Below are 13,215 nucleotides of genomic sequence, written 5' to 3' on the forward strand. Positions count from 1 at the left end.
ATCACACCAATGCCCCTGCATATGTCGCGCGCGGGACCACCGGATAGAATCGGTTGTGCGGCGCAGCATGAGCCCGTGCATTCATCCCCCGCCGACCGACCGATGGTCTCTCCCAACGCCAAAGAAATCTTCATTCAGGGCATCACCCACGATGGCCGCACCTTTCGCCCGAGCGACTGGGCCGAACGGCTGGCCGGCGTGATGTGTTCGTTCCGCCCGGGTGGACCGCAGCCGGGGAGCCACCTGAGCTATTCGCCGTGGTGCATTCCGACGGTCATCAACGGCGTCAAGTGCGTGGTCGTGAATCGCCAGCTCCGCGACGCGGAGCCGATGGCCTGGGATTTCTGCGTCAACTTCGCCAAGGACAACAACCTGCAGGTGGCGGAAGCCTGCCTCGTGCCGGACGCGCCCGAAGCCCCGGTCAGGGCGCCCGCCAAGCCGCCGGTCGTGACGGAAAAGTAACGCGAGGCGCGCGCCCCGGCAGCGCCCCGGAAACCGAACGCCCATGAAAAAACCGCCCGAAGGCGGTTTTTCTTTTCTTTGCTGCAGCGCACCCGGATCAAACGGCGGACCAGCGAACCGGTCCGGGCTGTTTGCCTGAAAGTGTCAGGCGGCGAGGGCCAGGGCCTTGACCTTGGCTGCGAGGCGGCTCTTGTCGCGAGCTGCCTTGTTCTTGTGGAAGATGCCCTTGTCGGCGACGGTGTCGAGGACGCTCTGGGCCTTGGCGAAGTTTTCAGCCGCCTTGGTCTTGTCGCCGGCCAGGACGGCCTTCTCGACGTTCTTCACGGCGGTGCGGTATTTGGAGCGCAGCGAGGTGTTCGCAGCGTTGAGCTTGACGTCCTGGCGGGCGCGCTTGCGGCCCGACGCGAGGCGCGGGTTCTTTTTCTTGGGCTTGGTAGATGCCACGGTGATGTTCCTTGAGTGTCTGTGGATGTTGCAGCAAAGCCGACCATTATATCTCCCCCAGGCTTCGCGCACTTCGTGTCGCTTCGCCAGCCCCTCTCCGGGGGCACACCCAGCGGCCCGGCGGAGCCGGTTCCGCGGGCGTCCTGGCTTGGTCGTGCCAGTTTCATACACTCGCGGGCCGTGTCTCTCTTCAAATCCGCCTCCACCGTTTCGCTTCTGACGCTCGCTTCCCGGGTGACGGGGCTCATCCGCGACGTGCTCATGACCTCCGTGTTCGGGGTCAGCGCGATGACCGACGCCTTCTACGTCGCGTTTCGCATCCCGAATTTGTTTCGCCGCGTGTTCGGCGAGGGCGCCTTCAGTCAGGCCTTCGTGCCCGTGCTCGCGGCGACCAAGACCGAAGAAGGCCAGGAAGGCGCCAAAAGTCTGGTCGACCACGTCTCGACACTCCTGACCTGGACCCTCGTGTTCATTTGCGCGCTGGGCGTGATCGGTGCGCCGGTCATGGTCTGGGCGATGGCGAGCGGGCTCAAGCCGGACGGCTTCGAGGCCGCGGTCGTCATGACGCGCTGGATGTTTCCCTACATCGGCTTCATGTCGCTCGTGGCGCTGGCCGGCGGCGTGCTCAACACCTGGCGCAAGTTCGCGGTGCCGGCGGCGTCCCCGGTGCTGCTCAATGTGGCGCTGATCCTCTCGATCGTGATCGGCGCGCCCTGGTTTCGCCGACTGGGCATCGAGCCGATCTATGCCCAGTGCGTGGGCGTGATGGTCGGCGGACTGCTGCAACTGGCGATCCAGATTCCGGCCTTGCGAAGCCTGGGCATGCTGCCCAGGATCGGCGCCAGCGCCGCGGCCATTCGCGCGGCGTGGACCGACCCGACGACGCGCAAGATCGTCGGCCTGATGCTGCCCGCGCTCATCGGGGTCAGCGTCGCGCAGATCTCGCTGCTGATCAACACGCAGATCGCGTCGCACCTGGCGACCGGCAGCGTCACCTGGATCACCAACGCCGACCGCCTCATGGAATTCCCGACCGCGCTGCTGGGCGTGGCGCTGGGCGTCGTGCTGATGCCGCAATTGGCGAGCGCCCGCGCGGCGAAGGACGATGCCCGCTATTCGTCGATGCTGGACTGGGGTCTGCGCCTCGTCGTGCTCCTGTCCGTGCCTTGCGCGCTCGCATTGCTGGTCTTCTCTCAGCCGCTGGTCGCTGTGCTGTTCCACAACGGTGCGTTCGGCGAGGCGGACGTGCGCCGCACCACCGCGGCACTGATGGGCTACGGCGTCGGGCTGGTAGGGCTCGTGGCCATCAAGGTGCTCGCGCCCGGCTACTACGCCAAGCACGACATGCGCACCCCGATGTTCATCGCGGTGGGTGTTCTGGTGCTCACACAGGCGCTCAACCTCCTGCTGGTGCCGCTGCTGCAGCACGCGGCACTCACGCTCACGATCGGCATCGGCGCGATGGTCAATGCCGCCTGGCTGCTGGTCGGGTTGATCCGGCGCGGCAGCTACAAGCCCGAGCCGGGGTGGGGCAAGTTCCTGCTCCAGGTGACGATCGGTACGCTGGTGCTGGCGGTCCTTCTGCTGTGGGGGGCTCGGCACTTCGACTGGATCGCCCTGCGCGACGCGCGCCTGCATCGCATCGGCCTGCTGGCGGCGCTCATCGCCGGCGCCGCGGTTCTCTACTTCGCGGTGCTTGCCCTGGTCGGCGTGAAGTTGCGCAGTTTCGTGCGTCGCTGATCGCCCGCTTCGCGACCTCCGTATCGGCAGCCTTGACGCTCCCCCTTTGCTCCTCTACAAAGCCACATGACGTTCAGCTTCCAGGCGCCCACTGCTCTTGAGTACTTCGAATCGCTCGTCAAGAGCGACGAGCAGTTTCCATTGCTCGAGGCGGCGGCGAGCATCGCGCAGGACGAATACCCCGAGCTCGACGTCCAGCAGGTGCTGGGCGACGTCGATCAGCTGCTCGCGCGCCTCAAGCGCCGCCTGCCGGCCGATGCGGCGCCGCTGCACCGGCTGCGCACGCTCAACCAGTTCTTCTTCCACGACCTCAGTTTCGGCGGCAACGTCAACGACTACTACGACCCGGACAACAGCTACCTCAACGCCGTGCTGCGTACGCGCCGCGGCATTCCGATATCGCTCGCGGTGCTGTGGATGGAACTGGCGCACGGCCTCGGGCTGCAGGCGCGCGGGGTGGGCTTTCCGGGGCATTTCATGCTCAAGGTCACGTTGCCCAAGGGGCAGGTGGTCATCGACCCGTTCACCGGCAAGTCGTTGTCGCGCGAGGAGCTCAGCGAGCGGCTCGAGCCGTACAAGCGCAGCAACGGGCTCGTGGGCGATTTCGACGTGCCGCTGGGCCTGTACCTCCAGCCGGCGACGCCGCGGGAGATCATCGGGCGCATGCTGCGCAACCTGAAGGAGATCCACCACGCGCAGGAAGACTGGCAGCGCGCGATCGCGGTGCAGGACCGCCTCGTCGCGCTGTTTCCCGAGGCTTGGGGCGAGTACCGCGATCGCGGCCTGGCGCATGCCGAGCAGGGCAACTCGGCGCTCGCGGTGCGCGATCTCGAGACCTATCTCGCGCACGCCGACGAAGCGCTGGACATCGACACCATCGCGGAGCGCGTCGCCGCGCTGCGCCGCGCGGAGAGCTGATGGGATCGCCGCCGGCAGCCGGCCCGCATCCAGGCGGCCAGGGCTCGCCCGGCGTCGAGCGTGCGGGCGGCGTGGCCCCGGCGGTCGACCTCGGCACGCTGCATGAGTTCCATGGCGTCCAGCCGGTGCTGCCGGTGACGGACGCCGCGCGCGCTGCACGCTATTTCCGCGATGTGCTTGGCTTCGAGATCGACTTCATCGCTGGCGAGCCGCCGAGCTATGCGCGTGTGAAGAAGGGCGATCGCACGTATGGAGATCCGGTCTACATCCGCTTGTGGCAATGCGGCCGTCGCGATGCCCAGCCGTGGCGCGGCGAGATCGTGATCCACGTCGGGCGCGATGTGGATGGGTTGCACGCTGCGTACGTGAAACGCGGCGTCGTCGTGATCGAGCCGCCGACTTCGCAGCCCTGGGGCCTGCGCGAATTCGCCATTCGCGAGCCCGATGGCCACATCCTGCGCTTCTGCGGCTATCTCTAGCCCGCGCTCGACGGTGAACCGGCCAGGCCGAACTGCCGCCACGCGCGGCGCAACTGGGTGTCCGACCCGAATCCCGAAATCTCCGCCGCGCGCGTGACGTTGGCGCCCGACTGCAGCGCAACCTGTGCGGTTGCCAGCCGAAGACGGCGCAAATAGGCGAGCGGCGCGACACCGGCATGCTCGACGAAAAGTCGCGTCAGGTGGCGCGGCGAGGTGTGGGCGACGTCGGCCATCCGCGGCACGGTCCAGTCGGCCTGCGGCTGTTCGCTGACGGCGTCCTGCACCTTGTGCAGCGCCGGATGGAGGTGGTTGCGGTAGGCGAGGAAGGGGGAGAGTTCCGGGTCGTGCGGTCCGCGCCGCATCGCCACCACCATGGTTTGCGCCACGCGCGCGGCGAGCGATTCGCCGCACGTTTCTGCGATACGGTGCAGCATCAGGTCGACGCCGGTGGTCACGCCGGCGCTGCTGTAGAGCGGCGGGTCGAGCACGAAGACGCGATTGGAGACGACGTCGCACTGCGCTTCGACGCCCCGCAGTTCCTCCAGATGATGGTGATGCGTCGTGGCCCGCCGCCCCGCCACGAGGCCGGCATGCGCGGCGAGCAGCGTGCCGGCGCAGATGGTCACGAGTTCGAGGCGACCCTGTTCCAACCGCAGCCCGCGCAGCCAACGCAGCAGGGCCTGCGCCGGCGGGCTGTCCACGGAGATGGTCCGCCCAGGCATGCCGACCAGCACGACCCATGACGGCGACGCCCACATCGAGGGTAAGGGCTGCAACCCCGACAGCGTGACACCGACCGAACTGACCGAGGTCGGTTCGGGACTCGAGAAAACGAGTTCGAATCGCGCGGGCCGGCCGCTGGCGATCAGCAACTGGTTCGCGATGCGAAGCGCCTCCGCCGGGCCGGCCCAGTCGAGCACGAGGCTCTGGGGCAGCAGGGCGAAGATGACGCGGATCGGCTCGTCGTCTAGGGCGTGGGGCGCGTCCATGCGAAGTCCATCTGCCGGGCGGTGCGCAATGCGAGCGCCTCTCCGGCAAGCCGCGACACCAGGTGCAGGCTCATGTCGATGCCGGCGGTGATTCCTGCCGACGTCACGATGCGTCCCTGGTCGACCCAGCGCACGGCCACCTGCACGTCGAGCTTCGGGAAGTGGTGACGCAGGTCCGCGACGTCCTCCCAGTGCGTCGTGACCGGGCCGCCTTCCACCACCCGGGCCTCGGCCAGCAGGAAGGCGCCGGTGCAGACGGATGCGACCAGTTCCGCCTCGCGGCTCGCGCTGGCGATCCAGCCGATCGTTTCGGCGCAGGCCATCGCGCCGTCCACGACCCCGCCGGGCACGATCAGGACCTGAGGCGGTGGCGCGTCCGCGAAGGTGAAGGACGGCAGGATCGACAAGCCCGCCCGCATGCGCACCGGCGCGCTCGTGCGGGCCACGCAGGCGACCTCGAACAGCGGCGGTGCGGACGGCGCGGCCCGCTGGTGCATGCGGGTGGCCGTCGTGAAGACCTCGTACGGCCCCGCGAGGTCCAGCGCCTCGACGTCATCGAACGCGAGGATCGCGACGCGCCGGGTGTTCATGCCGCGACCTTCTCGCCGAGGCGGGCAAGCGCTTCGTCCACGCTGCAGAGTGTCGCGAAGCGGCCTTGCAACACCGTCGCGGTGCGCATCTTGATGTCGTCCGCCGAAAGGCGCTGGCCGTCCGGCTGCGTCATGTCGAAGGTCAGCGTGGCGTCGGTGACGTAGTCGACCTGCCAGCCCATGTCCGACGCGTGGCGGGCGGTGGTCTCGCAGCATTGTTCGGTGCGGATGCCGCTGATGACGATGCGGTCCATGTGGTGGCGGGTGAGCCAGACATCGAGCCCCGTGCCGACGAGCGCGCTGTGGCGGTTTTTCGTGAAGGACGCCGCAGCCTGGAAATCCGCCAGGCCTTCGAGCGGGCGGACGTGGCCCGATTCGATCGCGAACGGGTTTTCCGCGGTCTTGGGGCCGTCGCTGTGGAAGACCCGGACGATGGGCGCGCCGGCCTTGACGAATACAGCGATCAGGGCGTTCTGCGCCGACAGGTACGGCCCGGTGTCGCGATCGGTGAAGAACGGACGATGACGGAACGACTCCTGGACGTCGATCACAATGAGACAGGTCTTCATGGGCGCAAACTCCGGAAAGCTGGTGGATGATGCGCCCGATCTTCAGGCGGCGGAAGCCGATTCGTCCGCACCCGGCCGGACCTGAATCGATCAATTCAGGACATTGCGGCCTCAGACCAGCTCGGCCGCCTTGAGCTCTTTCTTGAGATAGGCGTAGAAGAGCGGCGCCGCCACGAGTCCCGCCGGGCCGTACACCGCTTCGGCCACGAACATGACCGCGAGCAGTTCCCACACCGACATCTGTGTGCGGCTGCCGACCACCTTGGCGTTGATCAGGTATTCGGCCTTGTGGATCAGGATCAGGAACGCAAGACACGCCAGTGCGACGATCGGCGAAACCGACAGGCCCACCAGCGTGATGACGGTGTTGCAGACGAGGTTGCCGACGATCGGCACGAGCCCGGCCACGAAGGTCAGCGTGATCAGCGCCGGCGTGTAGGGCAGTTCCATCTTCCAGGCCGGGAGCAGGAACAGCAGGAACACGGCGGTCAGCAGGGTGTTGAAGGCCGCGATCCAGAACTGCGCGGCGACGATCTGCCCGAAGGCCTCGCCGAATAGGATGACGCGTTCACGCAGCTGCCGGGCGAGCGGCCTGCGCGAGGGCGCCTGATTGGCCACCGCCGCGAGCGCGCCGACGATCAGTCCGACATAGGCGAAGAGCAGGCCCCCGAGCCATGCGCGGCCGGTCAGCGCCAGCGAGCCGGCCTGCGTGCGCAGATAACCGGCGACGGTGCGTTGAACCTCGGCGGCGCCCTCCGGCAAGTAGGCGGCGATCTCGGCCGGCAGCTTGAGGCGCAGTTCCAGGATGGTGCGGGCGACGAAGTCGAGCAGTTCCTTGTATTGGTCGGGCGCGTCGAGCACGAATTCGCGCGCTTCGGCAAAACCGAGGATCAGCAGGCCGATCGGTGCCAGCATGACGACCGTCGCCGCGGCAACACGGGCGAAGGGCCGCGTCATGGTCCAGGCTGGATCGTTGGCGCTGAGCTTGCGGGAGCCCCGGAGGGAGGCATCCAGCATGCGGGCAATCCACCGTGTTCCAAGGAAGCCGATGCACACGCAAAGCAGGCCGGGCAGCAGTCCCTGCCACATCACGAGGAGCAGGGTGCCGGCGATGAGGAGATAGCTGGCCGCCACCACGGACCGTGGCGCGGCTGCGAACGGTTCGCTCACCCGGGTGGGTTGCTCAAGCGACGACGACGGCGGCGCCGGTGCCGCGCTCGGCGATGGCGCCGATTTCATACACAGTCTCTCCGGCGGCGCGCAGCGTGTCGGCGCAGGCGGCCGCTTCAGCGGCGTCGATCACGACCACCATGCCGATGCCGTTGTTGAAGGTGCGGTTCATTTCGATGTCGTCGATGCCGGCCACCTTCTGGAGCCAGGCAAAGAGCTCGGTCTGCGGCCAGCTGCCCTTGCGCAGATGGGCAGCCGTGCCCTCGGGCAGCACACGCGGGATGTTCTCGAGCAGCCCGCCGCCGGTGATGTGCGCGAGCGCCTTGATCGGATGCTTCTCGAGCGCCGTCAGGACGGGCTTCACGTAGAGCCGGGTCGGTGCCATCACGGCTTCGCGGAAGGGCTTGGCGTCGAGCGTGGCCGGAAGCGCGGCGCCTGCGCGTTCGATGACCTTGCGCACCAGGCTGAATCCGTTGGAGTGCACGCCGGCGGAAGCGAGGCCCAGCACCACGTCGCCCGGCTTCACGTTCCGACCGGTCAGGATCTTGGATTTCTCGACGGCGCCGACGGCGAAGCCGGCGAGGTCGTATTCGCCGGCCGGGTACATACCGGGCATCTCGGCGGTTTCGCCGCCGATGAGGGCGCAGCCGCTGAGCTCGCAGCCCCGTGCAATGCCGCCGACCACCGCGGCGGCGGTGTCGACGTCCAGCTTGCCGCAGGCGAAGTAGTCGAGGAAGAAGAGGGGCTCGGCACCCTGGACGAGCACGTCGTTGACGCTCATGGCCACGAGGTCGATGCCGACCGTATCGTGCATGTTCCATTCGAAGGCCAGCTTGAGCTTGGTGCCCACGCCGTCCGTGCCGCTCACGAGCACGGGTTCCTTGTAGCGCTTGGGCACCTCGAAGAGGGCGCCGAAGCCGCCGATCCCGGCCAGCACGCCTTCGCGCATCGTCTTCCTGGCGAGCGGCTTGATGCGATCGACCAGCGCATCCCCGGCATCGATGTCGACGCCGGCGTCCTTGTAGCTGAGCGGAGTGGTGGAATTGGAGTTCATGGGCTGACCGGGGGCTGGAGAGAGGGGACGAAAGGAGGAGAGGACAATGATGCCGGCAACCAAGACGGTCGGGCCGATAGAATTCCACACGATTTTAAGGGCGCTCACCGACCCACCGACCGTTCCCAGGCGGGTCATGCCGTGAACTTGCACCACCCCTTCCCGGAAAGGGGCGAGCGCCTTCCGGCAGCCGCACGGCGTTCTGCACTGTCCTATGAACCTTTATTTCGCGTCATCCGCGTCACCTCAGCCGCCCCGGGCGGGCCGGGCATGAAGCAGCTCGCGCTCGACATCGGCCTTGCGAGCGGCCCGACGCTGGCGGGCTTTTTCGCCGGGCCGAACGAGCCTGCGTTGCGGCACCTCACGTTGTGGGTCGGCGACGGACACTCGCCGACGGTCCACTCGCCGGTGCCGACCTACCTCTGGGGCGAGAGCGGGAGCGGCAAGACGCACCTGCTCGAAGGCGTACGGGTCGCGCTGAAGGACCAGGGTGCGAGCGTCGGCTGGCTGCACCCGGGGATCGCCGATCCGCCGGAGTTCGACGAACGCTGGGGCGCGATCCTGCTCGATGACGTTCATCTCTACACGGCGGTCCAGCAGCACGCGGCGTTCAACTGGTTCGTCAATGCGCAGAGCCTGCAGCGCGGCGTCGTCGCGGCGGGGGCCGTGCCCCCGGCCGACCTGCCGCTGCGCGAGGACCTGCGCACCCGCCTCGGCTGGGGCCATGTCTTTCACCTGCAGGTCCTGAGCGAGGCCGAGCGCCGTGCAGTGCTGCGCCAGGCGGCGGACAGCCGCGGGGTCATGCTGTCCGACGAGGTGCTCGACTACATGCTCCACCGCTTCAGCCGCGACCTCGGAAGTCTCATGGAGCTGCTCACGCAACTCGATGGCTACGCCCTGCAGACACAGCGCGCGATCACGATCCCCCTGATCCGGTCGATGCTCGAAAATGAATGAGGCGCCCGGCGCCGAATCCCACCACCCAATGATCAAGCAATTCATCGACAAGCTCCTTGGCAAGTCCGGCGCTGCCGCGGCCCGCGGCAAGACACGTTTCGGCAAGCGCCAGGAAGTGGCGGCGGCCGTCCACGGCATCAACCCGGCGCTGGTAGACGAGCGCGCCAGGAACGTCGTGACCACCCTCCAGGAAGCCGGCTTCGAGGCCTACATCGTGGGCGGCGCGGTCCGCGACCTGCTGCTCGGTCTGCGCCCGAAGGACTTCGACGTGGCGACCAACGCGACGCCGGAGCAGGTCAAGGGCCTCTTCCGGCGCGCCTTCATCATCGGGCGGCGCTTTCGCATCGTGCACGTCGTCTACGGCCGGGGCCGCGAACATGAAGTGATCGAGGTCTCGACCTTCCGCGCCTACATGGACAGCAATGGTGCGGAGCAGGTCGCCGGCAACGAGCGCACCAGCAAGGGCGAACTGGCCGGCATGAAGCACGCGGTGGATGCAAGCGGCCGCGTGCTGCGCGACAACGTCTGGGGCCCGCAGGAAGAAGATGCCGCCCGGCGCGACTTCACCGTGAACGCGATGTACTACGACCCGGCCAGCCAGATCGTGGTCGACTATCACAACGGCATCCGAGACGCCAAGAAGCTGACGCTGCGCATGATCGGCGACCCGGCGACGCGTTATCGCGAGGACCCCGTCCGCATCATTCGCGCCATCCGCTTCTCCGCCAAGCTGGCCGCGCTCGGCTTCAAGCTGGAGCCCAAGACGGCCGCGCCGCTGGTGATGTCGAGCAAGCTGCTCGCCGATGTGCCGCAAAGCCGGTTGTTCGACGAGATGCTCAAGCTCCTGCAGACCGGCCATGCGGTGGCGACCATCGAGCAACTCCGTGCACTCGGCATGTCGACCGGGATCTATCCCTTGCTCGACATCGTGGTCGAGCGGGCCGACCAGCCCTTCGTGCGCGCCGCCCTTCAGGACACCGACCGCCGTGTGGGCGAGGGAAAGCCCGTGGCGCCGAGCTTCCTGCTCGCGTGCGTGCTGTGGGCCGACGTCCGCGACGGTTGGGCCACGCGCATGCAGCCGCGCGGCAACGAGCGGCCGATGGCGCCGTTCCCTGCGCTGCAGGATGCGATCGACGACGTCTTCAATGCGCGCATCGGCGATGTCTCCGGCCGCGGCAAGCTCGGCACCGACATGCGCGAGATCTGGATGATGCAGCCGCGCTTCGACAAGCGCAGCGGCGCCACGCCCTACAGCCTGGTCGAGCAGGCCCGCTTCCGCGCCGCCTTCGATTTCATGCGCCTGCGCGCCGACGTCGGCGAGATCGGCGAGGCGGTCGCCGAGTGGTGGCAGGAATTCAGCACGGCCGACGATGTGCGCCGGCAGGACCTGATGGACCAGGTGCGCGACGAACAGCACAAGAAGGTTCGCCAGCGCGCGCCGCGATCCGGCGGTGCGCCCGCGGCCCGTCCGGTGGCCTCGCCGGCTGCGGAGGCGGATGCCGCCTTGCCGCCCGACGGCGAAGTCGCGCTCGCGCCTGCGCGCAAGCGCCGCCGCCGGCGCAAGCCGCGCAGCGGCGGCGAAGCCGCGGGCAGCGCGGCGGCGGAATGACCGTCCGCGCCTACGTCGCGATCGGCGCCAACCTCGGCGATGCGCGCGCGGCGGTGTTGCGCGCGATGACGGACCTCGATGCCCTGCCTGGATCGCGGGTCGTCTCGCGTTCGTCGCTCTATCGCAGCGCGCCTGTCGATGCGAGCGGGCCGGACTTCATCAACGCGGTGGTGGCGCTCGAGACCGGGCTGGCGCCGGAACCCTTGCTGCGCGAACTGCAGCGCCTGGAACTCGGGGCGGGCCGCGAGCGGCCGTACCGGAATGCGCCGCGTACCCTCGACCTCGACCTGCTGTATCACGGCGACGCGGCGATGGCGACGCCGGCGCTGACGCTCCCGCATCCGCGCATTTCCGAACGCGCGTTCGTCCTGCTTCCGCTGGCCGAGATCGCCCCGGACCGCGTCACGCAGGCCCAGTTGCGCCAGGTGTCCGACCAGCGGATCGAGCGGCTCTGAGGGCCGTCTGCGGGCCTGCCCATTACACTTGCGCGGTTTTTTCATGAATTTGTCACACGAAAGTGTGTGACCGCCGCGAACTCAGGAGAGCGACATGTTCGGCAAGCTGCTGCCCCGGGAGGGGAATTTTTTCGAGATGTTCAATCAGCATGCCGACCGCATCGTCGAAGCCGCGCGCGCGTTTGAACATCTGGTGGCGAATTACAGCGACCTGCATCTGCGCGAGCAGTACAACCGCGACGTCGACAACGCCGAGCGCGCGGCGGACCGGGTCACGCACGACGTCAACCGCCTCATCCACAAGACCTTCATCACGCCGATCGACCGCGAGCAGATCCACAAGCTCATCAACACGATGGACGACGTGGCCGACCTGATCCAGGACTCGGCCGAAACCATGGCGCTGTACGACGTGCGCCACATGACCGAGGAAATCACGCGCCTGACCGCGCTCAGCGTGAGGTGCTGCGAGCGCGTGAAGGACGCGGTCCAGTTCCTCGGCAAGATCACGGACCCCGTGAAGGCGGAGGCGACGCTCAAGACCTGCGAGGAGATCGACCGTCTCGAGTCGGACGCCGACCGCGTGATGCGCAGCGCCATGAGCAAGCTCTTCCGCGAGGAGCCCGACGTGCGCGAGGTCATCAAGCTCAAGGCCATCTACGAGCTGCTCGAGACGATCACCGACAAGTGCGAGGACGTCGCCAACGTGATCGAGGGCATCGTCCTCGAGAACTCCTGACCGCGGACTTCGAATGGCATCGGTTCAAGTCGCCCTCTGGGTGGTCGTGGTGCTGGTCGTGCTGGCCATCCTCTTCGACTTCATGAACGGCTTTCACGACGCGGCGAACTCGATCGCTACGGTGGTCTCGACCGGCGTTCTCCGGCCGGGACAGGCGGTGGTCTTCGCGGCATTCTTCAACCTGATCGCGGTCTTCGTGTTCCACCTGAGCGTGGCCGCGACGATCGGCAAGGGGATCGCGCAGCCGGAGGTGGTGGACGTGCACGTGGTGTTCGGCGCGCTCATGGGCGCGATCACCTGGAACCTGGTCACCTGGTACTACGGCATTCCCAGCAGCTCGTCGCATGCGCTCATCGGCGGCATCGTGGGCGCGGTGATCGCCAAGGCCGGCGTGGGTGCGCTGATCGCGGCGGGCATCTGGAAGACGGTCGCGTTCATCTTCGTGTCGCCGCTGCTCGGCTTCATGCTGGGCTCGCTCATGATGGTGGCGGTCGCGTGGCTGTTCAGGCACTCCACGCCATCGCGCATCGACAGCTGGTTCCGGCGCTTGCAACTGGTCTCGGCGGGCGCCTACAGCCTGGGCCATGGCGGCAACGATGCGCAGAAGACCATCGGCATCATCTGGATGCTGCTGATCGCCACCGGCTACGCCACGGCCGATGCGCCGACGCCGCCGACCTGGACGATCGTCATCTGCTACACCGCCATCTCGCTCGGCACCATGTTCGGCGGATGGCGCATCGTGAAGACGATGGGCCAGAAGATCACCAAGCTGAAACCCGTGGGCGGCTTCTGTGCCGAGACCGGCGGCGCGCTCACGCTGTTTCTGGCAACGGCGCTCGGTATTCCGGTCTCGACCACGCACACGATCACGGGCGCCATCGTCGGTGTGGGCTCGACCCAGCGCGCCAGTGCCGTGCGCTGGGGCGTCGCCGGCAATATCGTGTGGGCCTGGATCCTGACGATCCCCGCATCGGCCTTCGTGGCCGCGATCGCGTACTGGGTCGGCATGCAGATCTTCTGACGCCGCGACCCCGGGT

The 13,215-nt window shown here is 67.6% G+C and carries 15 protein-coding genes; 9 read left to right on the plus strand and 6 right to left on the minus strand.

Annotation, left to right across the window (positions count from 1 at the left end; all coding sequences use genetic code 11):
• The first annotated feature begins 102 nt into the window (after positions 1–102).
• Complete coding sequence (locus tag WKW77_RS07435; protein ID WP_093160782.1) at positions 103–462, plus strand: DUF3579 domain-containing protein; 360 nt, start codon at positions 103–105, stop codon at positions 460–462.
• A gap of 144 nt (positions 463–606) precedes the next feature.
• Here the strand turns inward: WKW77_RS07435 and rpsT are convergent, their stop codons facing one another.
• A complete protein-coding gene (gene rpsT, locus WKW77_RS07440) occupies positions 607–906 on the minus strand; it encodes a 30S ribosomal protein S20 (protein WP_340356222.1) in 300 nt (99 codons plus the stop codon).
• A gap of 180 nt (positions 907–1,086) precedes the next feature.
• On the opposite strand from rpsT, the gene murJ reads away from it, so the two are divergent.
• The 3 genes from murJ (at position 1,087) to WKW77_RS07455 (ending at position 4,043) form a co-directional block, all read left to right on the plus strand.
• On the plus strand, positions 1,087–2,646 hold the full coding sequence (gene murJ, locus WKW77_RS07445) for a murein biosynthesis integral membrane protein MurJ (RefSeq protein ID WP_340356223.1): 1,560 nt from the start codon (positions 1,087–1,089) through the stop codon (positions 2,644–2,646).
• Positions 2,647–2,712: 66 nt separating this feature from the next.
• Positions 2,713–3,564: a SirB1 family protein gene (locus WKW77_RS07450; protein WP_093160793.1), complete on the plus strand. Its 852-nt coding sequence runs from the start codon at positions 2,713–2,715 to the stop codon at positions 3,562–3,564.
• Positions 3,564–4,043: a bleomycin resistance protein gene (locus tag WKW77_RS07455; RefSeq protein WP_340356224.1), complete on the plus strand. Its 480-nt coding sequence runs from the start codon at positions 3,564–3,566 to the stop codon at positions 4,041–4,043. The genes WKW77_RS07450 and WKW77_RS07455 overlap by 1 nt, the downstream gene beginning before the upstream one ends.
• Here WKW77_RS07455 and WKW77_RS07460 read toward each other — a convergent pair.
• The 5 genes from WKW77_RS07460 to purM all read right to left on the minus strand — a co-directional run bounded on the left by WKW77_RS07460 (position 4,040) and on the right by purM (position 8,415).
• The gene (locus WKW77_RS07460) at positions 4,040–5,032 is read right to left on the minus strand and encodes a GlxA family transcriptional regulator (RefSeq protein ID WP_340356225.1); all 993 of its coding nucleotides are present in this window, start codon (positions 5,030–5,032) and stop codon (positions 4,040–4,042) included. The two genes, WKW77_RS07455 and WKW77_RS07460, sit on opposite strands and share 4 nt — an antisense overlap.
• On the minus strand, positions 5,011–5,622 hold the full coding sequence (locus tag WKW77_RS07465; RefSeq protein WP_340356226.1) for a DJ-1/PfpI family protein: 612 nt from the start codon (positions 5,620–5,622) through the stop codon (positions 5,011–5,013). Before WKW77_RS07465 ends, WKW77_RS07460 begins: the two co-directional genes overlap by 22 nt.
• Entirely contained in the window at positions 5,619–6,191 is a 573-nt protein-coding gene (locus WKW77_RS07470; RefSeq protein ID WP_340356227.1) for an isochorismatase family protein, read from the minus strand. The genes WKW77_RS07465 and WKW77_RS07470 overlap by 4 nt, the downstream gene beginning before the upstream one ends.
• A 111-nt stretch (positions 6,192–6,302) precedes the next feature.
• A complete protein-coding gene (locus WKW77_RS07475; protein ID WP_340356228.1) occupies positions 6,303–7,430 on the minus strand; it encodes an AI-2E family transporter in 1,128 nt (375 codons plus the stop codon).
• Positions 7,375–8,415, minus strand: a complete 1,041-nt coding sequence (purM, locus tag WKW77_RS07480; protein WP_340356229.1) for a phosphoribosylformylglycinamidine cyclo-ligase — start codon at positions 8,413–8,415, stop codon at positions 7,375–7,377. Before purM ends, WKW77_RS07475 begins: the two co-directional genes overlap by 56 nt.
• A 270-nt stretch (positions 8,416–8,685) precedes the next feature.
• Here purM and hda point away from each other — a divergent pair, with 270 nt between their 5' ends.
• From hda to WKW77_RS07505, 5 genes are all read left to right on the plus strand, one after another.
• On the plus strand, positions 8,686–9,372 hold the full coding sequence (gene hda / locus WKW77_RS07485; RefSeq protein ID WP_340356230.1) for a DnaA regulatory inactivator Hda: 687 nt from the start codon (positions 8,686–8,688) through the stop codon (positions 9,370–9,372).
• A 28-nt stretch (positions 9,373–9,400) separates the two neighbouring features.
• A complete protein-coding gene (pcnB, locus tag WKW77_RS07490) occupies positions 9,401–10,981 on the plus strand; it encodes a polynucleotide adenylyltransferase PcnB (protein WP_340356231.1) in 1,581 nt (526 codons plus the stop codon).
• Complete coding sequence (gene folK, locus WKW77_RS07495) at positions 10,978–11,436, plus strand: 2-amino-4-hydroxy-6-hydroxymethyldihydropteridine diphosphokinase (RefSeq protein ID WP_340356232.1); 459 nt, start codon at positions 10,978–10,980, stop codon at positions 11,434–11,436. Before pcnB ends, folK begins: the two co-directional genes overlap by 4 nt.
• A 94-nt stretch (positions 11,437–11,530) precedes the next feature.
• The gene (locus tag WKW77_RS07500; RefSeq protein WP_340356233.1) at positions 11,531–12,175 is read left to right on the plus strand and encodes a DUF47 domain-containing protein; all 645 of its coding nucleotides are present in this window, start codon (positions 11,531–11,533) and stop codon (positions 12,173–12,175) included.
• A 13-nt stretch (positions 12,176–12,188) separates the two neighbouring features.
• Positions 12,189–13,199 carry an inorganic phosphate transporter gene (locus WKW77_RS07505; protein ID WP_340356234.1) on the plus strand — a complete coding sequence of 337 codons (1,011 nt, stop codon included), beginning with the start codon at positions 12,189–12,191 and terminating at the stop codon, positions 13,197–13,199.
• The last annotated feature ends 16 nt before the right edge of the window (positions 13,200–13,215 follow it).

It is taken from the genome of Variovorax ureilyticus (genome assembly GCF_037889935.1).
Lineage (GTDB): Bacteria > Pseudomonadota > Gammaproteobacteria > Burkholderiales > Burkholderiaceae_C > Variovorax > Variovorax ureilyticus.

What these genes read in the sequence shown, in the direction of transcription:
- WKW77_RS07435 (WP_093160782.1), top strand. Translation starts at nt 103, where the DNA reads ATGGTCTCTCCCAACGCCAAAGAAATCTTCATTCAGGGCATCACCCAC.
- WKW77_RS07450 (WP_093160793.1), top strand. Translation starts at nt 2,713, where the DNA reads ATGACGTTCAGCTTCCAGGCGCCCACTGCTCTTGAGTACTTCGAATCG.
- WKW77_RS07455 (WP_340356224.1), top strand. Translation starts at nt 3,564, where the DNA reads ATGGGATCGCCGCCGGCAGCCGGCCCGCATCCAGGCGGCCAGGGCTCG.
- WKW77_RS07460 (WP_340356225.1), bottom strand. Translation starts at nt 5,032, where the DNA reads ATGGACGCGCCCCACGCCCTAGACGACGAGCCGATCCGCGTCATCTTC.
- WKW77_RS07465 (WP_340356226.1), bottom strand. Translation starts at nt 5,622, where the DNA reads ATGAACACCCGGCGCGTCGCGATCCTCGCGTTCGATGACGTCGAGGCG.
- WKW77_RS07470 (WP_340356227.1), bottom strand. Translation starts at nt 6,191, where the DNA reads ATGAAGACCTGTCTCATTGTGATCGACGTCCAGGAGTCGTTCCGTCAT.
- WKW77_RS07475 (WP_340356228.1), bottom strand. Translation starts at nt 7,430, where the DNA reads ATGAAATCGGCGCCATCGCCGAGCGCGGCACCGGCGCCGCCGTCGTCG.
- purM (WP_340356229.1), bottom strand. Translation starts at nt 8,415, where the DNA reads ATGAACTCCAATTCCACCACTCCGCTCAGCTACAAGGACGCCGGCGTC.
- hda (WP_340356230.1), top strand. Translation starts at nt 8,686, where the DNA reads ATGAAGCAGCTCGCGCTCGACATCGGCCTTGCGAGCGGCCCGACGCTG.
- pcnB (WP_340356231.1), top strand. Translation starts at nt 9,401, where the DNA reads ATGATCAAGCAATTCATCGACAAGCTCCTTGGCAAGTCCGGCGCTGCC.
- folK (WP_340356232.1), top strand. Translation starts at nt 10,978, where the DNA reads ATGACCGTCCGCGCCTACGTCGCGATCGGCGCCAACCTCGGCGATGCG.
- WKW77_RS07500 (WP_340356233.1), top strand. Translation starts at nt 11,531, where the DNA reads ATGTTCGGCAAGCTGCTGCCCCGGGAGGGGAATTTTTTCGAGATGTTC.
- WKW77_RS07505 (WP_340356234.1), top strand. Translation starts at nt 12,189, where the DNA reads ATGGCATCGGTTCAAGTCGCCCTCTGGGTGGTCGTGGTGCTGGTCGTG.